Source organism: Pseudomonas sp. A-RE-19, assembly GCF_019956555.1.
Classification (GTDB): domain Bacteria; phylum Pseudomonadota; class Gammaproteobacteria; order Pseudomonadales; family Pseudomonadaceae; genus Aquipseudomonas.
This window is the reverse complement of record NZ_JAHBDQ010000070.1, coordinates 100,249-119,304: the sequence shown is the minus strand read 5'-3', so window position 1 is coordinate 119,304 and position 19,056 is coordinate 100,249. Positions and strand designations below refer to the sequence as shown.

The 19,056-nt window shown below is 58.6% G+C and carries 17 protein-coding genes; 14 read left to right on the top strand and 3 right to left on the bottom strand.

Annotated features, from left to right (window positions below):
• Nucleotides 1-84 precede the first annotated feature (84 nt).
• The 4 genes from trxB (at nucleotide 85) to infA (ending at nucleotide 2,907) form a co-directional block, all read left to right on the top strand.
• Nucleotides 85-1,044 carry a thioredoxin-disulfide reductase gene (gene trxB / locus KGB14_RS25975; RefSeq protein ID WP_223489967.1) on the top strand — a complete coding sequence of 320 codons (960 nt, stop codon included), beginning with the start codon at nucleotides 85-87 and terminating at the stop codon, nucleotides 1,042-1,044.
• Nucleotides 1,045-1,112: 68 nt separating this feature from the next.
• Nucleotides 1,113-1,793 carry a leucyl/phenylalanyl-tRNA--protein transferase gene (gene aat, locus KGB14_RS25970; protein ID WP_223489965.1) on the top strand — a complete coding sequence of 227 codons (681 nt, stop codon included), beginning with the start codon at nucleotides 1,113-1,115 and terminating at the stop codon, nucleotides 1,791-1,793.
• A gap of 87 nt (nucleotides 1,794-1,880) precedes the next feature.
• Nucleotides 1,881-2,588, top strand: a complete 708-nt coding sequence (locus tag KGB14_RS25965; protein WP_223489957.1) for an arginyltransferase — start codon at nucleotides 1,881-1,883, stop codon at nucleotides 2,586-2,588.
• A 100-nt stretch (nucleotides 2,589-2,688) separates the two neighbouring features.
• On the top strand, nucleotides 2,689-2,907 hold the full coding sequence (gene infA / locus KGB14_RS25960; protein WP_002553999.1) for a translation initiation factor IF-1: 219 nt from the start codon (nucleotides 2,689-2,691) through the stop codon (nucleotides 2,905-2,907).
• Between the two features lie 241 nt (nucleotides 2,908-3,148).
• Here the strand turns inward: infA and clpA are convergent, their stop codons facing one another.
• Both clpA and clpS read right to left on the bottom strand, forming a co-directional pair.
• Entirely contained in the window at nucleotides 3,149-5,419 is a 2,271-nt protein-coding gene (clpA, locus tag KGB14_RS25955; protein ID WP_223489955.1) for an ATP-dependent Clp protease ATP-binding subunit ClpA, read from the bottom strand.
• A 30-nt stretch (nucleotides 5,420-5,449) separates the two neighbouring features.
• Nucleotides 5,450-5,812 (bottom strand): ATP-dependent Clp protease adapter ClpS, encoded by a 363-nt coding sequence (gene clpS / locus KGB14_RS25950; RefSeq protein ID WP_015094394.1) that lies wholly within the window; start codon nucleotides 5,810-5,812, stop codon nucleotides 5,450-5,452.
• A 224-nt stretch (nucleotides 5,813-6,036) separates the two neighbouring features.
• Here clpS and KGB14_RS25945 point away from each other — a divergent pair, with 224 nt between their 5' ends.
• Nucleotides 6,037-6,321: a cold shock domain-containing protein gene (locus tag KGB14_RS25945; protein WP_223489953.1), complete on the top strand. Its 285-nt coding sequence runs from the start codon at nucleotides 6,037-6,039 to the stop codon at nucleotides 6,319-6,321.
• Nucleotides 6,322-6,382: 61 nt separating this feature from the next.
• Here KGB14_RS25945 and icd read toward each other — a convergent pair whose 3' ends face one another.
• Nucleotides 6,383-7,639 (bottom strand): NADP-dependent isocitrate dehydrogenase, encoded by a 1,257-nt coding sequence (gene icd / locus KGB14_RS25940; RefSeq protein ID WP_054597846.1) that lies wholly within the window; start codon nucleotides 7,637-7,639, stop codon nucleotides 6,383-6,385.
• 493 nt (nucleotides 7,640-8,132) lie between these two features.
• Here icd and KGB14_RS25935 point away from each other — a divergent pair, with 493 nt between their 5' ends.
• From KGB14_RS25935 to aceA, 9 genes are all read left to right on the top strand, one after another.
• On the top strand, nucleotides 8,133-10,358 hold the full coding sequence (locus KGB14_RS25935; RefSeq protein WP_223489951.1) for an NADP-dependent isocitrate dehydrogenase: 2,226 nt from the start codon (nucleotides 8,133-8,135) through the stop codon (nucleotides 10,356-10,358).
• Nucleotides 10,359-10,570: 212 nt separating this feature from the next.
• On the top strand, nucleotides 10,571-11,017 hold the full coding sequence (locus KGB14_RS25930) for an NUDIX hydrolase (protein WP_223489949.1): 447 nt from the start codon (nucleotides 10,571-10,573) through the stop codon (nucleotides 11,015-11,017).
• Nucleotides 11,018-11,076: 59 nt separating this feature from the next.
• Nucleotides 11,077-12,210 carry a tRNA 2-thiouridine(34) synthase MnmA gene (mnmA, locus tag KGB14_RS25925; protein ID WP_223489947.1) on the top strand — a complete coding sequence of 378 codons (1,134 nt, stop codon included), beginning with the start codon at nucleotides 11,077-11,079 and terminating at the stop codon, nucleotides 12,208-12,210.
• On the top strand, nucleotides 12,207-12,830 hold the full coding sequence (gene hflD, locus KGB14_RS25920) for a high frequency lysogenization protein HflD (RefSeq protein ID WP_223489945.1): 624 nt from the start codon (nucleotides 12,207-12,209) through the stop codon (nucleotides 12,828-12,830). The genes mnmA and hflD overlap by 4 nt, the downstream gene beginning before the upstream one ends.
• A gap of 127 nt (nucleotides 12,831-12,957) precedes the next feature.
• Nucleotides 12,958-14,328, top strand: coding sequence for an adenylosuccinate lyase (gene purB / locus KGB14_RS25915; protein ID WP_223489943.1), 1,371 nt, complete (start codon nucleotides 12,958-12,960; stop codon nucleotides 14,326-14,328).
• An 86-nt stretch (nucleotides 14,329-14,414) separates the two neighbouring features.
• Nucleotides 14,415-15,584, top strand: coding sequence for a cupin domain-containing protein (locus KGB14_RS25910; RefSeq protein ID WP_223489941.1), 1,170 nt, complete (start codon nucleotides 14,415-14,417; stop codon nucleotides 15,582-15,584).
• The gene (locus KGB14_RS25905; protein ID WP_223489939.1) at nucleotides 15,577-16,002 is read left to right on the top strand and encodes a GNAT family N-acetyltransferase; all 426 of its coding nucleotides are present in this window, start codon (nucleotides 15,577-15,579) and stop codon (nucleotides 16,000-16,002) included. Before KGB14_RS25910 ends, KGB14_RS25905 begins: the two co-directional genes overlap by 8 nt.
• Nucleotides 16,003-16,217: 215 nt before the next feature.
• Nucleotides 16,218-16,979, top strand: a complete 762-nt coding sequence (locus tag KGB14_RS25900; RefSeq protein ID WP_223489937.1) for a secretin N-terminal domain-containing protein — start codon at nucleotides 16,218-16,220, stop codon at nucleotides 16,977-16,979.
• A 499-nt stretch (nucleotides 16,980-17,478) separates the two neighbouring features.
• Nucleotides 17,479-18,804 (top strand): isocitrate lyase, encoded by a 1,326-nt coding sequence (gene aceA, locus KGB14_RS25895; RefSeq protein WP_223489935.1) that lies wholly within the window; start codon nucleotides 17,479-17,481, stop codon nucleotides 18,802-18,804.
• The last annotated feature ends 252 nt before the right edge of the window (nucleotides 18,805-19,056 follow it).

The window sequence follows — 19,056 nt, the reverse complement described above, 5'->3', positions numbered from 1 at the left end:
GTGTAGCATAGCCAACAGCACAGTACACGCGGTCCAATTTGAGCATGCATTCTCTTTTGTGACAAAGGCTTATGAGGTGTTTTTATGAGCGAAGCTAAGCATTCACGCCTGATCATTCTGGGTTCCGGCCCCGCCGGTTACAGTGCCGCCGTTTACGCCGCCCGCGCCAACCTAAAACCAGTCGTCATTACCGGCATACAGGCAGGTGGCCAGCTAACCACCACCGTCGAAGTCGACAACTGGCCCGGCGACGTCGAAGGCCTGACCGGCCCGGTACTGATGGAACGCATGCAAAAACACGCCGAACGCTTCGACACCGAGATCGTTTACGACCACATCCATACCGCCAAGTTGCAACAACGGCCGTTCGAGCTCATCGGCGACAGCGGCACCTACACCTGCGATGCGCTGATTATCGCCACCGGCGCTTCGGCGCAATACCTGGGGCTGCCCTCGGAAGAAGCCTTTGCCGGCAAAGGCGTTTCGGCGTGCGCCACCTGCGACGGCTTCTTCTACCGTAATCAGGTGGTGGCGGTGGTCGGCGGCGGCAATACGGCGGTTGAAGAAGCGCTGTACCTGTCGAACATCGCCAAGGAAGTCCACCTGATTCACCGTCGCGACAAACTGCGCTCGGAGAAAATCCTTCAGGACAAGCTCTTCGAAAAAGCCGCCAATGGCAATATCCGCCTGCACTGGAACCAGAATCTGGATGAAGTGCTGGGCGATGCCAGCGGCGTGACCGGCGCCCGCCTGCGTCACAGCCAAACCGACGAAACCAGTGCATTGCCCCTGGCCGGCGTATTCATCGCCATCGGCCACAAGCCCAACACCGACCTGTTCCAGGGTCAGTTGAAAATGCGTGACGGGTACCTGCTGGTCAAGGGCGGCAGCGAAGGTGACGCCACCGCCACCGACATCGAAGGCGTGTTCGCCGCCGGTGATGTGGCCGATCACATTTACCGCCAGGCAGTGACGTCCGCCGGAGCCGGCTGCATGGCCGCACTGGATGCCGAGAAGTATCTCGATGACATCCCCACCGTTTGACGGTTAACCTCCTTCAAGGCGGGCTCAATGGCCCGCTACCGCCCTCCCCTTCTGCAAGCCCGGATGCCATGCTGACTTGGTTACAACGCAACACCCTGACCTTTCCGCCGCTGGAAAAAGCCATGCGCGATCCCAACGGACTGCTGGCCGCGGGTGGCGACCTGTCCGCCGACCGTCTGATTCAGGCCTATCGTCACGGCTGCTTTCCGTGGTTTTCGGAGGGTCAGCCGATCCTCTGGTGGTCGCCTGATCCGCGCACCGTATTGTTTCCCGACGAACTGCACGTCTCCCGCAGCCTTAACAAACTGCTGCGCCAACAACGCTATCAAGTGACCTTTGATCGGGATTTTGTCTCGGTCATCCGTGCCTGCGCCGCGCCCAGGGATTACGCCGACGGCACCTGGATCACCCAGGCGATGCAGGACGCCTACGTCGAACTGCACAAGCGCGGTTATGCCCACTCCGTGGAGGTCTGGGATGATGGCGTGCTGGTCGGCGGGCTCTACGGCCTGGCCATGGGGCAGTTGTTCTTCGGTGAGTCGATGTTCAGCCGCGCCGACAACGCCTCCAAATATGGCTTCGCCACACTGGTGCGACATCTGAAAGACTCAGGTTTTGTGCTGATCGATTGCCAGATGCCTACCGATCATCTGCACAGTCTGGGTGCCCGAGCGATTCCCCGCCGTGAATTTGCCGGCTATCTTGCGCGGCATCTGGATCAACCCAGCCGTGCCACCTGGGTTTGCTGAGCGACTTTTGCGCGCGTGGCTTACACTTAATGCGGGGAAACGAATTGAGAACGCCCCCTAACCAAAAGCATATCCCGAGGGTTGATCATGACCGAGTTGGCGCGTTTGAAGTTCTATGCCACTCAGCCCCACTCTTGCAGTTATCTGCCCGAGGAACAGGCCACGACGCTGTTCCTCGATCCCAGTCAGCCCATGGATGTGCATGTCTACGCAGATCTGTCGGAAATGGGTTTTCGTCGCAGTGGCGATCACCTCTACCGGCCCCATTGCCAGAATTGCAATGCGTGCGTACCGGCGCGCATCCCTGTGGCGCAATTTGCACCCAACCGTCAGCAGAAACGCATTTTGAAACGCAATGCCGACCTGCAAGTGCGTCCGGCCCGACCAAAGTTCAGCGAAGAGTACTTCGACCTCTATCAACGCTACATCGAACAACGTCACGCCGATGGCGATATGTATCCGCCGAGCCGCGACCAGTTTTCGACCTTTCTGGTGCGTGACCTGCCGTTCTCCCGCTTCTACGAATTTCGGCTCGAAGGCCGACTGGTGGCAGTGGCCGTTACCGACTTGCTGCCCAACGGTCTGTCGGCGGTCTACACCTTCTACGAACCCGGCGAGGAGCGTCGTAGCCTGGGGCGCTTTGCAATCCTCTGGCAGATCGCCGAAGCCCGGCGCCTGGGGCTGGAAGCGGTCTATCTCGGCTACTGGATCAAAAACTGCAAAAAAATGAGCTACAAAACCCAATATCGCCCTATCGAACTGCTGATTAATCAACGTTGGGTCATCCTGAACTAGAACCCCTTGGCTTAAACCCCATTTTTCGGGCACAATGCACGCCGCTTTTGCCTGGCGCAGTTGCACCGGGCCATTCATTGGACACCGAGGGCTTTACTGCATGTCGAAAGAAGACAGCTTCGAAATGGAAGGCACTGTCGTCGACACCCTGCCCAACACCATGTTTCGTGTGGAGTTGGAAAATGGGCACGTCGTAACCGCGCATATCTCCGGCAAGATGCGCAAGAACTACATCCGTATTCTTACCGGTGACAAAGTGCGCGTCGAGCTGACGCCCTATGACTTGAGCAAAGGGCGCATCACTTACCGCGCTCGCTAATCAAGTCAATACAAAACGCCCGGCTATGCCGGGCGTTTTTGTTTGCCTGCAATTTTAACGCCCACCGAAACCTGCTCGCGTAGGAGCTGCCGAAGGCTGCGATCTTTTGATCTTGATTTTGCTTATGGCCGGTAAAAGCAAGATCAAAAGATCGCAGCCTTCGGCAGCTCCTACAGGGGGATCGGTGTGATAAACAGCAAAAAGGCGCCTTTCAGCGCCTTTTGCTTTATTGCGGTTAACGTCAGGCCATTTCAGCCGTGGTCTCGAACTCGAAGGTCAGCTCGCCATCCTTGAGATCGATGTGAACCACACCACCATGGTCGGCCAGTTCGCCAAAGAGAATCTCTTCCGCCAGCGGACGCTTGATCTTGTCCTGAATCAAACGCGCCATTGGTCGAGCACCCATTGCCGAATCATAGCCACCCGCTGCCAGCCAACTACGCGCAGCATCGCTCACTTCCAACTGCACGCGTTTGTCTTCCAGCTGCGCCTGAAGCTCGGTAAGGAACTTGTCCACCACGCTTTTGATGACCTCATGACTGAGGCGACCAAACTGGATAATGGTGTCCAGACGGTTGCGGAACTCCGGCGTGAAGCTCTTCTTGATCACTTCCATCGCATCGGACGAGTGGTCCTGATAGGTGAAACCGATCGAAGCACGCGCTGCAGTCTCGGCACCGGCGTTGGTCGTCATGATGACGATTACGTTACGGAAGTCTGCCTTGCGCCCGTTGTTATCGGTCAGCGTACCGTGGTCCATGACCTGCAACAGCAGGTTGAAGACTTCCGGATGCGCCTTCTCTATTTCATCGAGCAACAGCACGCAGTGAGGCTGCTTGGTGATGGCCTCGGTCAGCAGACCGCCCTGATCGAACCCGACATAACCTGGAGGTGCACCGATCAGACGCGATACGGTGTGGCGCTCCATGTACTCGGACATGTCAAAGCGAACCAGCTCGACCCCCAGCGCCTTGGCCAGTTGCCGCGCGGCTTCGGTTTTACCGACACCGGTCGGCCCTGCGAACAGGAACGAACCAACGGGCTTGTCAGGCGATTTAAGGCCGGCACGGGACAGCTTGATCGCGGTCGCCAAGGAGTCGATCGCCGCATCCTGGCCAAATACCGTGAGCTTCAGGTCACGCTCAAGGTTACGCAGCAGCTCCTTGTCGGAACTGGTGACGTGTTTTGGCGGAATTCGCGCGATTTTCGCAACGATGTCCTCGACCTGAGGAACCTCGATGCGTTTCACGCGTTTCTCGATCGGTTGCAGACGCTGATAGGCACCCGCCTCGTCGATAACGTCGATAGCCTTGTCCGGCATGTGCCGGTCATTGATGTAACGCGAGGCCAGTTCAGCAGCGGCGCGCAGGGCTTCATCGCTGTATTCGATGTTGTGGTGCGCTTCGAAACGCCCTTTCAGGCCACGCAGGATGCCAATGGTGTCTTCCACCGAAGGTTCCGACACATCGACCTTCTGGAAGCGCCGAGCCAGGGCGCGGTCCTTCTCGAAGATCCCGCGGAATTCCTGGAACGTGGTCGAACCGATGCAGCGAATATCGCCGGACGACAGCAATGGCTTGAGCAGGTTCGAGGCATCCATGACGCCACCGGACGCGGCACCCGCACCAATGATGGTGTGGATTTCGTCGATGAACAGGATCGCCTGCGGACGTTTTTTCAGCTCATTGAGCAGCGCCTTGAAGCGCTTCTCGAAATCGCCGCGGTATTTGGTCCCGGCCAGCAAGGCCCCCAGATCGAGGGAATACACCACGCTGTTGGCCAGCAGGTCCGGCACCTGGTTGTCGACAATGCGCTTGGCCAGGCCTTCGGCAATTGCGGTTTTACCCACGCCCGCCTCGCCTACCAGCAACGGATTGTTCTTGCGACGGCGCGCCAGGATCTGCGCGACGCGTTCGACCTCCAGCTCACGGCCTACCAACGGATCGATACGACCCTGGCGCGCGAGTTCGTTGAGGTTGCTAGCATAAGCATCCAGAGGATTGCCTGAAGAAGAAGACTCACCGCCCTCGTCGTCCTGCATATCTTGCTCACCTTCAGAGTGATCGCCGTGCCCCGGCACTTTGGAAATACCGTGGGCGATGTAGTTGACGACATCGATGCGCGCAACGCTCTGCTGTTTCAGCAGAAACACTGCCTGACTCTCTTGCTCACTGAAGATTGCGACCAGCACGTTGGCGCCAGTCACTTCGCGTTTGCCCGAGCTCTGTACGTGAAAGACAGCACGTTGCAGTACACGCTGGAAGCCCAGGGTTGGCTGGGTTTCACGATCCTCGTCATGGAGGGGGATCAATGGCGTGGTGGAGTCGATGAACTCCTGCAGATCATGCTTGAGTTTGTCGAGGTTTGCGCCGCAGGCACGCAAAACGGTGGCGGCAGCCTCATTATCCAATAGGGCCAGCAGAAGGTGCTCGACGGTCATGAATTCATGACGCTTCGAACGAGCCTCCTTGAAGGCAAGATTGAGGGTGACTTCGAGCTCGCGGTTTAACATAGCTTCACCTCATACCCAAGTGGTCGGCGATTAACCGTCCTTCTCGATTTCACAGAGTAGCGGATGCTGGCTTTCCCTGGCGTACTGGTTGACCTGCATGGCCTTGGTCTCGGCGATGTCGCGGGTAAACACTCCACATACTGCCCGTCCTTCTGTGTGGACGGCCAGCATGACCTTGGTCGCCAGCTCGCGATTCAGGTTAAAAAACACCTCGAGCACTTCGACGACGAAATCCATCGGTGTGTAGTCATCGTTGAACAAAACCACCTTGTACATCGGTGGCGCCTGTAAAGCAGGCTTAGCCTCCTGAACAGCAATGCCTGCGGAATCGTCGTCGTGTAAATCAGGGCGATCCTGATTGAATGTTAGTCGAATCTGGCTGATTGCATGCATGGAAAGAAAGGTTCGTCAGTTGTGCAAATACAGTGGTGGGGGCGGTTATGAACGATTTCAACTCCGACTGCCCGGTCACCTTGACTATCGGAAAATCGGTGTTACAACCAATAGAGCCCACAGTGGGTAAAAAAGGTCCGCGGAGTCAATCTATTTACAAGATTAGACTGCGGATTAACTGGATGATACTCCAGTGATGGAGTCTGTTGCAGAGGGATATGGGTATGGCTGTCGGTAAGGTGAAATGGTTCAACAATGCCAAGGGGTTCGGTTTCATTAACACCGACGCCAGAGAAGGTCGTGACGAGGATGGCAAGGAGATCGATTTCTTTGCGCACTACTCGGCTATTAAAATGGAAGGTTACAAGACCCTCAAAGCCGGACAAGCCGTAAGTTTCGAGATCATTCAGGGCCCCAAGGGGCTTCACGCAGTGGATATTGCGCCCGCTGACAGCGCGAACGAACAGGCTGCGCCCGCCAACCGGCAACAAGAAACAGTGTCGAGCTGACGCAACCTGATCATCCAGTCATAAAAAAACCGCCCGAAGGCGGTTTTTTTTGTCGGCTGGTTTACATGTGCGAGATCAACGCATCACCAAACGCGGACGACGACAGCAGTTTCGCGCCCTCCATCAGACGTTCGAAGTCGTAAGTCACGGTTTTCGCGGAGATGGCGCCGTTGGTGCCCTTGATGATCAGGTCGGCCGCTTCGGTCCAGCCCATGTGACGCAGCATCATTTCGGCGGACAGGATCAACGAACCCGGGTTGACCTGGTCCTTGCCGGCATACTTCGGCGCAGTACCGTGGGTCGCTTCGAACATGGCCACGGTGTCGGACAGGTTCGCACCCGGCGCAATGCCGATACCACCCACTTCGGCCGCCAGGGCGTCGGAGAGGTAGTCGCCGTTGAGATTCAGGGTCGCGATCACATCGTACTCGGCCGGGCGCAGCAGGATCTGCTGGAGCATGGCGTCGGCGATGGCGTCCTTGACGATGACGTTCTTGCCGGTTTTCGGGTTCTTGAACTGCATCCATGGACCGCCATCGAGCAGGGTCGCGCCGAATTCCTCAGCCGCCACTTCGTAGGCCCATTCCTTGAAGGCACCTTCGGTGAACTTCATGATGTTGCCTTTGTGCACGATGGTCAGCGAATCACGATCGTTGTCGACCACATATTGCAGGGCCTTGCGCGCCAGACGCTTGGTGCCTTCCAGGGACACCGGCTTGATGCCGATACCGCAGTTTTGGTCGAAACGGATCTTGGTGACGCCCATTTCTTCTTTAAGGAACTTGATGACCTTGGTCGCTTCCGGCGAACCGGCCTTCCATTCGATACCGGCATAAATGTCTTCCGAGTTTTCGCGGAAGATGGTCATGTCGACATCGCCTGGCTTCTTGACCGGGCTAGGCACGCCTTCGAACCAGCGCACCGGACGCAGGCACACATACAGGTCGAGTTGCTGACGCAGGGCCACGTTCAGGGAACGGATGCCGCCGCCGACCGGCGTGGTCAGAGGGCCTTTGATAGAAACGACGTAGTCCTTGACCGCGTCCAGGGTTTCCTGAGGCAGCCAGGTGTCCTGATCGTAAACCTGAGTCGCTTTCTCCCCGGCGTAGACTTCCATCCAGGAAATTTTGCGCTCGCCGCCGTAAGCCTTCTTAACAGCAGCATCGACAACCTTGATCATGACCGGGCTGATATCAACACCAATACCATCGCCTTCGATGAAGGGGATGATCGGGTTGTTAGGAACATTGAGAGAATGGTCCGCGTTGACGGTGATTTTGTCGCCGACGGCTGGAACCTGAATCTTCTTGTATCCCATGCTGAACTCCATTGTTTGGATTGAACATCTGGCTTGGTCCGAGCGTACCCCAGTTAAATCGGCGCGCAAACCCTATGTTCCGCCCAACGGCCGCAAAGCTGTACGGTTCGCGACGTACAAGCCTGAAAGCAAAGGGAAAAGCGCCAAACTCAAGCACGGTGGACGACTCTACGCCCCACGCTGGCCTGCGACCTTTAGACCAATGGACGAGAATCGTTGCATATGAACCATCGGCAGATTGCCAGCTACCTATGTATAATGCCGCCGCTGACCACAGAGTCACTACGGCCGACCGCTCTATCACAAGACGTTGGGCCCGAATAAGCCGGATTGTTATCGCAGTCCACCCGCTTGACGCTCGACTGATGCACCCAACATCACCGCGAAGAAATCTCGACATTCGGCTCATGGATGACTTTGAACGAACGCGCTTACCCGGCGCCCCTCGAGTTTCTGCGCACGCTTTAGCAAAGAAGAGAGAGTTAATCCGAATATGCCCACCCGCTCGAAGATCATCTATACCTTCACCGACGAAGCCCCAGCCCTCGCCACCTATTCACTGTTGCCTATCGTAGAGGCGTTCACCGCCTCGGCTGATATCGCCGTTGAAACCCGCGATATCTCTCTTGCAGGGCGCATTCTGGCCAGCTTCCCCGAGCAATTGGGTGACAAAGCCGTAGCCGACCACCTCGCCGAACTGGGCGACCTGGCCGTTACGCCTGAAGCCAACATCATCAAGCTGCCGAACATCAGTGCTTCGGTTCCGCAACTGCAGGCCGCGATCAAAGAGCTGCAAGCCCAGGGCTTCGCACTGCCGGATTACCCGGAAACCGTGACCAGCGATGCCGACAAGCTCGCCAAGTCGCGTTACGACAAGATCAAGGGCAGCGCCGTGAACCCGGTTCTGCGCGAAGGCAACTCCGATCGTCGTGCACCGCTGTCGGTCAAGAACTACGCACGCAAGCACCCGCACAAAATGGGCGCCTGGGCCAAAGACTCCAAGTCCCACGTGGCTCACATGAGCACCGGCGATTTCTACGGCAGCGAAAAAGCCGCCCTGATCGACGCCGCTGACGCCGTCAAAATCGAACTGATCGCTCAAGACGGCACTACCACCGTCCTGAAAGAAAAAACCACCGTACAAGCCGGTGAGATCCTCGATTGCGCCGTTCTGAGCAAAAACGCGCTGCGCAGCTTCATCGCCGCCGAGATCGAAGACGCCAAGCAAAAAGGCGTGCTGCTGTCGGTTCACCTGAAAGCCACCATGATGAAGGTCTCCGACCCGATCATGTTCGGCCAGATCGTTGCCGAGTTCTATAAAGACGCACTGGCCAAGCACGCTGACGTGCTGGCACAGATCGGCTTTAACCTGAACAACGGCATCGGCGACCTGTACGCTCGCATCAAGGCCTTGCCTGCCGAGCAACAAGCGCAGATCGAAGCGGACATCCAGGCGGTCTACGCCGTTCGTCCGTCGTTGGCCATGGTCAACTCCGACAAAGGCATCACCAACCTGCACGTGCCGAGCGACGTCATCGTCGACGCCTCGATGCCGGCAATGATCCGTGACTCCGGCAAAATGTGGGGTACTGACGGTCAGCTGCACGACACCAAGGCTGTGATCCCGGATCGCTGCTACGCCACCATCTACCAGGCGGTGATCGAAGACTGCAAGCTGCACGGCGCTTTCGATCCGACCACCATGGGCAGCGTGCCAAACGTTGGCCTGATGGCGAAAAAAGCCGAAGAGTACGGCTCCCACGACAAGACTTTCCAGATCAAGAGCAACGGCGTGGTTCGGGTTTCCGACAGCGCTGGTCGCACTCTGCTGGAACAGTCGGTTGAAGCCGGCGACATCTTCCGCATGTGCCAGACCAAAGACGCGCCGATCCAGGACTGGGTCAAACTGGCCGTCAACCGTGCTCGTGCAAGCGCAACTCCGGCCATTTTCTGGCTGGACCCAATGCGCGCCCACGACGGCGTAGTGATCGAAAAAGTTCAGGCTTACCTGAAGGATCACGACACCGCAGGCCTGGACATCCGCATCATGTCGCCCGTCGACGCGATGAAGTTCACCCTGGACCGCACTCGCGAAGGCAAGGACACCATCTCGGTGACCGGCAACGTATTGCGCGACTACCTGACCGACCTGTTCCCGATCATGGAACTGGGCACCAGCGCCAAGATGCTGTCGATCGTTCCGCTGATGAACGGCGGTGGTCTGTTCGAAACCGGCGCTGGCGGTTCGGCACCGAAACACGTTCAGCAACTGCTGGAAGAGAACTTCCTGCGTTGGGATTCCCTGGGCGAGTTCCTGGCCCTGGCCGCTTCCCTCGAGCACTTGGGTGTTACCTACAACAACCCTAAAGCGCTGGTGCTGGCCAAGACCCTGGATCAGGCCACTGGCCAGTTCCTGGATAACAACAAGTCGCCATCGCGCAAAGTCGGCAACATCGACAACCGCGGCAGTCACTTCTACCTGGCGCTGTACTGGGCTCAAGCCCTGGCCGCCCAGACCGAAGACACTGCACTGCAAGCGCAGTTCGGCGAACTGGCCAAGACCCTGGCCGAGAACGAAGCGACCATCGTTGCCGAGCTCAACGCCGTTCAGGGCAAGCCAGTGGACATCGGCGGTTACTACCACGCCAATGCCGATCTGATCAGCAAGGCCATGCGCCCGAGCAACACCTTCAACGCCGCGATCGCTGCGCTGGTTTAAGGTTGTAAGGATGCAAAGAAGCCCCGGCCCAGTGCCGGGGTTTCTGTTTGCGCCCCACACTTTTCATCTATGAAATACGGACCAATGTGGGAGCGAGCCTGCTCGCGATAGCGATATATCATTCAACATTGATGTCGACTGACCCACCGTCATCGCGAGCAGGCTCGCTCCTACACTGTTCTTTATTCCAACATTCAAGACGAGGAAGCTTCATGGATTGGCTACCCCACATCACCGTCGCCACCATCGTCGAAGACAATGGTCGCTTCCTGATGGTCGAAGAACTCAAGCACGGACAAACGGTGCTCAACCAGCCCGCCGGCCATCTGGACCCGGACGAAACCCTGATCGAGGCCGCCGTGCGCGAAACCCTCGAGGAAACCGGCTGGGACGTCGAGCCGACGGGCGTAATAGGTATTTACCTCTACACCGCGCCCAGCAACGGCGTGACTTACCAGCGGGTCTGCTTCACCGCAAAACCGCTCAAACACCACCCGGACTATCAGCTGGATGACGGCATCGTCGGCGCAAAATGGCTGACGCGTGACGAACTGCTGCAACAGCGCGCAAACTGGCGCAGTGAGCTGATCATCCGTTGTATCGATGATTATCTGGACGGCAAACACTTCGGTCTCGAACTGATCCGCCCTTCTCTTTAGCCTTGCGCGCTTCGGCCTGCTAGAATCGCGTCCTTTTTCAAGACACTCATTGAATCCCTATGCGTGATCCAGCCCCTTCTGACACACAAAAGAAGCGCGTCATTGTCGGCATGTCCGGCGGCGTGGACTCTTCCGTTTCCGCTCTCCTGCTGATCGAGCAGGGCTATGAGGTGGAAGGCCTGTTCATGAAGAACTGGGAAGAGGACGATGGAACGGAATACTGCACCGCCATGGATGACCTGGCGGACGCTCAGGCCGTGTGCGACAAAATTGGCATCAAGCTGCACACCGCCAACTTCGCCGCCGAGTACTGGGACAACGTGTTCGAGCATTTCCTGGCCGAGTACAAGGCCGGTCGCACGCCGAACCCGGACATCCTGTGCAACCGCGAAATCAAGTTCAAAGCGTTCCTCGACTACGCAATGATGCTCGGCGCCGACCTGATCGCCACCGGCCACTACGTGCGCCGCCGCGACATCGACGGTCGTACCGAATTGCTCAAGGGCCTGGACCCGAACAAGGATCAGAGCTACTTCCTGCACGCCGTCGGCGGTGAACAGATCGCCAAGACGCTGTTCCCGGTCGGCGAGCTGGAAAAACCCGAAGTGCGCGCGATTGCCGAGAAACACGACCTGGCCACCGCCAAGAAAAAGGATTCCACCGGGATCTGCTTTATCGGTGAACGCCGCTTCAGCGACTTCCTCAAGCAATACCTGCCGGCACAGCCAGGCGAAATCAAGACCACCGAAGGTGAAGTCATCGGCCGCCACCATGGCTTGATGTATCACACCATCGGCCAGCGCCAGGGCCTGGGCATCGGCGGCCTGAAAGACGCCAGTGACGAACCGTGGTACGTGCTGATCAAAGACCTGGAACACAACGAGCTGATCGTTGGCCAGGGCAACGATCACCCTTATTTGTTTTCCCGCGCCCTGCTCGCCTCGGACATCTACTGGGTCAACCCGATCGACTTGACCGAGCCGCGCAAACTGACCGCCAAGGTGCGTTATCGCCAGAGCGACCAGCCTTGCACGCTGGAAAAAACCGCCAACGGCTACCGCGCCACCTTCGATGACCCGCAACGCGCGGTCACCCCGGGCCAATCCGTGGTGTTCTACGACGGTGAAATCTGCCTCGGCGGCGGCGTGATCGAAGTGGCCGAACCCTGGACCAGCCAAGGTCAGCGTTCATGAGCCCGACTCAGGAGCAACTGACGGCTCTGGGCGGCGTGTTTCTCGCCGCCGTACTGGTCGACAAGATCGCCAAGAGCGGCCAGACCAACGAAGCCGGCCTGACCTGCATGCTCGGCAGCCTGTTGATTCGCGACCCCAAGGACACGCTGGAAGTCTATGGCGGTGACGACATCAACCTGCGTGAAGGTTACCGCGCCCTGATCGGCGCCCTGGAACGCGATCCCAGCACCCTTCAGCGCGAACCGCTGCGCTATGCCCTGGCGATGCTGGGGCTGGAGCGTCAGCTGGCCAAGCGCGACGACATGCTGGACGTAATCGGCAAGCGTCTGCCGCAGATTCAGTCTCAGGTCGAGCACTTCGGCCCGGCTCACGAAAACGTGATCGCCGCCTGCGGTGCGCTGTATCAGGATACCCTGAGCACCCTGCGCCAACGGATTCAGGTGCATGGCGACATGCGTAACCTGCAGCAACCGAGCAACGCCTCGAAAATCCGCGCGCTGTTGCTGGCCGGGATCCGCTCGGCACGCCTGTGGCGGCAGTTGGGCGGTCATCGTTGGCAGTTGGTGATCAGCCGTCGCAAATTGCTTAAAGAGCTTTACCCGCTGATGCGCAGCAGCTGAACCGCGCCCGCAATACCGCTTTGTAGTCAGTAACGCGTAATACGCCGGTCAGTTGGCAACGGACCGGCGGATTTTTTCATGTATGATACGCGCCCCATTTCGTTGCCCGACTGTCCGAGAACACCCCATGCAGCTCTCTTCGCTCACTGCGGTTTCCCCTGTTGACGGCCGCTACGCCGGCAAAACCCAGGCCCTGCGCCCAATTTTCAGCGAATACGGTCTGATCCGTGCTCGCGTTCTGGTTGAAGTGCGCTGGCTCCAGCGCCTGGCCGCTCACCCCGCCATCAGCGAAGTGCCGGCGTTCTCCGCCGAAGCCAACGCGGTGTTGAACACCCTGGCGGAAAACTTCTCTCTGGAGCACGCCGAGCGTGTCAAAGAGATCGAGCGCACCACCAACCACGACGTCAAAGCCATTGAGTACCTGCTCAAGGAACAAGCGGCCAAGCTGCCGGAACTGGCCAAGGTCAGCGAGTTCATCCACTTTGCCTGCACCAGCGAGGACATCAACAACCTGTCCCACGCCCTGATGCTGCGCGAAGGCCGTGATGACGTGATGCTGCCACTGATGCGCCAGACCGCCGAAGCCATTCGCGAACTGGCCATCCGTTTCGCTGAAGTGCCGATGCTGTCGCGCACCCACGGTCAACCGGCCTCGCCGACCACCCTGGGCAAAGAGCTGGCGAACGTGGTTTACCGTCTGGAGCGTCAGATCGCTCAAGTCGCCGCCGTTCCGCTGCTGGGCAAAATCAACGGCGCTGTCGGCAACTACAACGCCCACCTGTCGGCCTACCCTGAGATCGACTGGGAAGCCAACGCCCGCGCCTTCATCGAAGACGAGCTAGGCCTGGGCTTCAACCCGTACACCACGCAGATCGAACCGCACGACTACATCGCCGAGCTGTTCGACGCGATCGCGCGCTTCAACACCATCCTGATCGACTTCGACCGCGACATCTGGGGCTACATCTCCCTGGGTTATTTCAAACAGCGCACCATCGCTGGCGAAATCGGTTCGTCGACCATGCCGCACAAGGTCAACCCGATCGACTTCGAAAACTCTGAAGGCAACCTGGGCATCGCCAACGCGCTGTTCCAGCACCTGGCGAGCAAGCTGCCGATCTCCCGCTGGCAGCGCGATCTGACCGACTCCACCGTACTGCGCAACCTCGGTGTCGGCTTCGCCCACAGCGTTATCGCGTACGAAGCCAGCCTCAAAGGCATCAGCAAACTGGAGCTCAACGAGCAAAAGATTGCCGCTGACCTGGACGCGTGCTGGGAAGTGTTGGCCGAGCCGATCCAGACCGTGATGCGTCGCTACAACATCGAAAACCCGTACGAGAAATTGAAAGAGCTGACGCGCGGCAAGGGCATCAGCCCTGAAGCGTTGCAGACCTTCATCGACGGGCTGGACATGCCTGCGCAAGCCAAGGCCGAGCTGAAACTGCTCACCCCGGCCAACTACATCGGCAACGCCGTGGCGCAAGCCAAACGCATCTGATCGACCGCTTTACCCGTTTGAGACGCCCGGCAGCGCCGGGCGTTTTTATTCCCGTCTGAAAAGTGCTTTTTTTCAATAGGTTACACATGAATCCTGACATTCCTCTTCAACTTCTGGGCGGCATCACGGCACGGGAATTCCTGCGCGATTACTGGCAGAAAAAACCACTGCTGATCCGTCAGGCGATTCCTGATTTCGAAAGCCCGATCGACGCCGACGAACTGGCCGGCCTGGCGCTGGAAGAAGAAGTCGAATCGCGCCTGCTGATCGAGCACGGCGAGCGTCCATGGGAATTGCGCCGCGGCCCTTTTGCCGAAGATGAATTCAGCAAATTGCCGGAACGCGAGTGGACCCTGCTGGTGCAAGCCGTCGACCAATTCGTTCCGGAAGTCGCCGAGCTGCTGGAGAACTTCCGTTTCCTGCCGAGCTGGCGCATCGACGACGTGATGATCAGCTTCGCCGCTCCAGGTGGCAGCGTGGGTCCGCACTTCGACAACTACGACGTGTTCCTGCTGCAAGGCCACGGCAAGCGCAACTGGAAAATCGGCCAGATGTGCGATTCCGAGAGCCCGTTGCTGCAACACGCGGACCTGCGCATCCTCGCTGATTTCGAAGCCACCGATGAGTGGGTTCTGGAACCGGGCGACATGCTCTACCTGCCGCCGCGCCTGGCGCATTGCGGTGTGGCCGTTGACGACTGCATGACTTACTCGGTCGGTTTCCGTGCACCGAGCGCCGCTGAAGTGCTGACTCACTTCACCGATTTCCTCAGCCAGTTCCTGTCGGACGAAGAGCGTTATACCGACGCCGACGCCAAGCCGGCGGTCGATCCGCACCAGATCCAGCACGATGCCCTCGATCGCTTGAAAAGCCTGCTGGCCGAGCACATGAGCGACGAGCGCCTGCTGCTGACCTGGTTCGGCCAGTTCATGACCGAGCCGCGCTACCCGGAGCTGGTGGTGGGCCCGGAAGAGATCGAAGAAGACGACCTGCTCGCCAGCCTCGAGCAAGGCGCGGTGCTGATCCGCAACCCGAGCGCGCGCCTGGCCTGGTCCGAAGTCGATGACGACCTGCTGCTGTTTGCCAGCGGTCAGAGCCGTTATCTGCCGGGCAAGTTGCGCGAGCTGCTGAAGATGATCTGCGCCGCCGATGCGTTGCACGTCGACAACCTCGGCGACTGGCTGAGCGATGAAGACGGCCGCGGCCTGCTGTGCGAGCTGATCAAGCAGGGAAGCCTGGGGTTTGCCGATGAATAAAATTCACGTTCGTGTCGCAGACTGGCAAAAGGATAACGCCGAGATCCGGCGCATTCGTGAGACGGTGTTCATTGCCGAGCAATCCGTTCCACCTGAGCTGGAATGGGATGCCGATGACGCAACGGCAGTCCACTTTCTGGCCTTTGAAGGCGACTTCCCGATCGGCACCGCCCGCCTGCTGCCCGATGGTCACATCGGCCGGGTGTCGGTGCTCAAGGACTGGCGCGGCTTGAAGGTCGGCGATGCGCTGACGCAAGCGGTGATCAGCGAAGCCGAGAAGCGTGGGCTGAAGCAGCAGATGCTCAGCGCGCAGGTACAGGCCACGGCGTTCTATGAGCGCCTGGGCTTCAGCATGGTCAGTGAGGAGTTCCTGGAAGCCGGGATTCCGCATGTGGACATGGTGCGGCATTCGGCTTGAGACCGAGGTGCGGCCTTCGCGGGCAAGCCTCGCCCCCACAGGGATAACGCTGAACCTGTAGGAGCGAGGCTTGCCCGCGAAAGCATCCTCAAGAACACCACAAAACGCCCCGCCATCCTCGGATGCCGGGGCGTTTTGCTGTCTACGATTCAACTTGCCCCACCGCGGGCCGACAAACTGGCAATATCAAGACTTTGAAGGCGGAGATAACGGATATGTCCCTACGCACCCTGCTCACCACGCTGCTGTTGACCTGCAGTTTTTCGGTCATGGCCGCCACCGAGATCGTGCCCCTGAACTATCGCACCAGCGACGATCTGCTGCCGGTGGCGCAGAATTTCATCGGCAAGGACGGCCAGGTCAGCGCCTATGGCAATCAGCTGATCGTCAACGCAGAACAGCGCAAGATCGATGAACTCAAGGCCTTGATCAGCCAGCTCGATGTGGCCGCCAAGCGCTTGCTGATCACCGTCGACACCAACGAAAACAACTTCCAGGGCGATCAGGGCTACTCCGTGAACGGTGCCAAGCCGAGCCAGACTCGCATCATCAATCGCAGCACCGACAGCCGCGACGGCGGCATCCAGCAGGTTCAGGCCAGCGAAGGCACACCGGCGCTGATCCAGGTCGGCCAGAGCGTCCCACTCACCAGCACGCAAACCGACAGCTATGGCGACCTGCGCAGCCAGACCGAATACCGTAACGTCACCCAGGGTTTTTATGTCACCGCCAGCGTCACCGGCGACATCGTTCATCTGGCAATCAGTACTAACCGTGACCGGATGAGCCAGGAACGTCCCGATGTAGTGAACGTCCAAAGCACCGACACAACTGTCAGCGGTCGACTGGGCGAATGGATCACCCTGGCCGGCGTGAATCGTCAGACTCAGGCCGACAAACAGGGCCTGACCCGCAGCTACTCGACTCAAGGTCGGGATGACATGACCCTGCGAGTGAAAGTCGATACTTTGGACTAAAGCACCAAAAACTGACTGATTAGTCGTATTAGACCAAAGATGTAGTGCCTGAAAAAAAGCACTACAAAACGTTTGACGAGTCAAAAAAGCAAAGGCATGATGGCCTCGCTCCCGCTAATCAGAGGCCCTGGCAAGGGCTTTCGAGTCGCTGTTCGCACCTACCCCGCGAGCCGATTCGTGTCTGTACCGCCCACAAGGTGTGTTTGACGAGGTTGCCGACTGGAACGAAGTTGTCCCGAGGGACGGAAGCGTAATTAGGTAACCCGGCTCCACACTGAAGTTCGCACCAAGGCCCACGACGCCCGAATGCGCTCGCCAGTTCGCCCTTACCTGCTCACTTTCCCCTCGAGCCCATCGTTCATCCCGTCGTCTTCCCCGCCGAACCCGACTTGACCACCTAAGCTTCTGGTCAGCGAGCAGCCTTGTACGCCCTTTGAATTGCGTACCCGGTTGGAGCAGGAATTTTCCACCCAAGACCTATGCGACGAGGTTTATCTCCATGGCACTGACACGCGAACAGCAAATTGCAGCCCTCGAAAAAGATTGGGCTGAAAACCCGCGCTGGAAAGGCGTGACACGCAATTACTCCGCTGCTGACGTCGTCCGTCTGCGTGGCTCGGTTCAACCTGAGCACACCTTTGCAAAAATGGGCGCCGAGAAGCTTTGGAACCTGGTCACCCAGGGTGCCAAACCGTCCTTCCGTCCTGAGAAAGATTTCGTCAACTGCATGGGCGCCCTGACCGGCGGCCAGGCTGTGCAACAAGTCAAGGCCGGCATCCAGGCGATCTACCTGTCGGGCTGGCAAGTGGCCGCGGACAACAACTCCGCCGAATCGATGTACCCGGACCAGTCGCTGTACCCGGTGGACTCGGTTCCAACCGTGGTCAAGCGCATCAACAATTCGTTCCGTCGCGCCGACCAGATCCAGTGGAAAGCCGGCAAGAACCCGGGCGACGAAGGTTACATCGACTACTTCGCACCGATCGTGGCTGACGCCGAAGCCGGTTTCGGCGGCGTTCTGAACGCTTACGAGCTGATGAAGAGCATGATCGAAGCAGGCGCCGCCGGCGTTCACTTCGAAGACCAACTGGCTTCCGTGAAAAAATGCGGCCACATGGGCGGCAAGGTACTGGTTCCGACCCAGGAAGCTGTACAGAAGCTGACCGCTGCTCGTCTGGCCGCTGACGTTGCCGGTACGCCGACCATCATCCTGGCGCGTACCGACGCCAACGCGGCTGACCTGCTGACCTCCGACTGCGACCCGTACGACCAGCCATTCGTAACTGGCGAACGTACCCAGGAAGGTTTCTACAAAGTGCGCGCCGGTCTGGACCAGGCCATCGCTCGCGGCCTGGCTTACGCACCGTTCGCCGACCTGATCTGGTGCGAAACCGCCAAACCGGATCTGGCAGAAGCCCGTCGCTTCGCTGAAGCGATCAAAAAGGAATACCCGGACCAACTGCTGTCGTACAACTGCTCGCCCTCCTTCAACTGGAAGAAAAACCTGGACGACGCGACCATCGCCAAGTTCCAGCGCGAACTGTCCGCCATGGGTTACAAGCACCAGTTCATCACCCTGGCCGGCATTCACAACATGTGGCACAGCATGTTCAACCTGGCGCACGACTACGCCCGCAACGACATGACTGCCTACGTGAAGCTGCAAGAGCAAGAGTTCGCTGACGCTGCCAAGGGTTACACCTTCGTGGCTCACCAGCAGGAAGTGGGTACCGGCTACTTCGACGACATGACCACCGTGATCCAGGGTGGCACGTCCTCGGTGACCGCGCTGACCGGTTCGACCGAAGAAGAACAGTTCCACTGATCTGCTTCGTTTAAGCAAACGGCCCTTGCGGACCGAATAAAAAGCTAACCGCAAAGCCGCCCATCTGACGCCCCGACTGGTTCGGGGCGTTTTTTTGCCTGCGATTTTTCGACCACTGCAAAACCCGGTGGGAGCCGAGCTTGCCCGCGATGGCGGCCTGTCAGTCAACATCTGCTGCGTCTGACACACCGCCATCGCGGGCAAGCCCGGCTCCTACAGGGAACGCGTCAACCCACAACACTTTGCGAAAAA

What these genes read in the sequence shown, in the direction of transcription:
- purB (WP_223489943.1), top strand. Translation starts at nt 12,958, where the DNA reads ATGCAGCTCTCTTCGCTCACTGCGGTTTCCCCTGTTGACGGCCGCTAC.
- aat (WP_223489965.1), top strand. Translation starts at nt 1,113, where the DNA reads ATGCTGACTTGGTTACAACGCAACACCCTGACCTTTCCGCCGCTGGAA.
- clpA (WP_223489955.1), bottom strand. Translation starts at nt 5,419, where the DNA reads ATGTTAAACCGCGAGCTCGAAGTCACCCTCAATCTTGCCTTCAAGGAG.
- KGB14_RS25905 (WP_223489939.1), top strand. Translation starts at nt 15,577, where the DNA reads ATGAATAAAATTCACGTTCGTGTCGCAGACTGGCAAAAGGATAACGCC.
- clpS (WP_015094394.1), bottom strand. Translation starts at nt 5,812, where the DNA reads ATGCATGCAATCAGCCAGATTCGACTAACATTCAATCAGGATCGCCCT.
- KGB14_RS25900 (WP_223489937.1), top strand. Translation starts at nt 16,218, where the DNA reads ATGTCCCTACGCACCCTGCTCACCACGCTGCTGTTGACCTGCAGTTTT.
- KGB14_RS25910 (WP_223489941.1), top strand. Translation starts at nt 14,415, where the DNA reads ATGAATCCTGACATTCCTCTTCAACTTCTGGGCGGCATCACGGCACGG.
- trxB (WP_223489967.1), top strand. Translation starts at nt 85, where the DNA reads ATGAGCGAAGCTAAGCATTCACGCCTGATCATTCTGGGTTCCGGCCCC.
- aceA (WP_223489935.1), top strand. Translation starts at nt 17,479, where the DNA reads ATGGCACTGACACGCGAACAGCAAATTGCAGCCCTCGAAAAAGATTGG.
- KGB14_RS25965 (WP_223489957.1), top strand. Translation starts at nt 1,881, where the DNA reads ATGACCGAGTTGGCGCGTTTGAAGTTCTATGCCACTCAGCCCCACTCT.
- infA (WP_002553999.1), top strand. Translation starts at nt 2,689, where the DNA reads ATGTCGAAAGAAGACAGCTTCGAAATGGAAGGCACTGTCGTCGACACC.
- KGB14_RS25935 (WP_223489951.1), top strand. Translation starts at nt 8,133, where the DNA reads ATGCCCACCCGCTCGAAGATCATCTATACCTTCACCGACGAAGCCCCA.
- icd (WP_054597846.1), bottom strand. Translation starts at nt 7,639, where the DNA reads ATGGGATACAAGAAGATTCAGGTTCCAGCCGTCGGCGACAAAATCACC.
- KGB14_RS25945 (WP_223489953.1), top strand. Translation starts at nt 6,037, where the DNA reads ATGGCTGTCGGTAAGGTGAAATGGTTCAACAATGCCAAGGGGTTCGGT.
- mnmA (WP_223489947.1), top strand. Translation starts at nt 11,077, where the DNA reads ATGCGTGATCCAGCCCCTTCTGACACACAAAAGAAGCGCGTCATTGTC.
- hflD (WP_223489945.1), top strand. Translation starts at nt 12,207, where the DNA reads ATGAGCCCGACTCAGGAGCAACTGACGGCTCTGGGCGGCGTGTTTCTC.
- KGB14_RS25930 (WP_223489949.1), top strand. Translation starts at nt 10,571, where the DNA reads ATGGATTGGCTACCCCACATCACCGTCGCCACCATCGTCGAAGACAAT.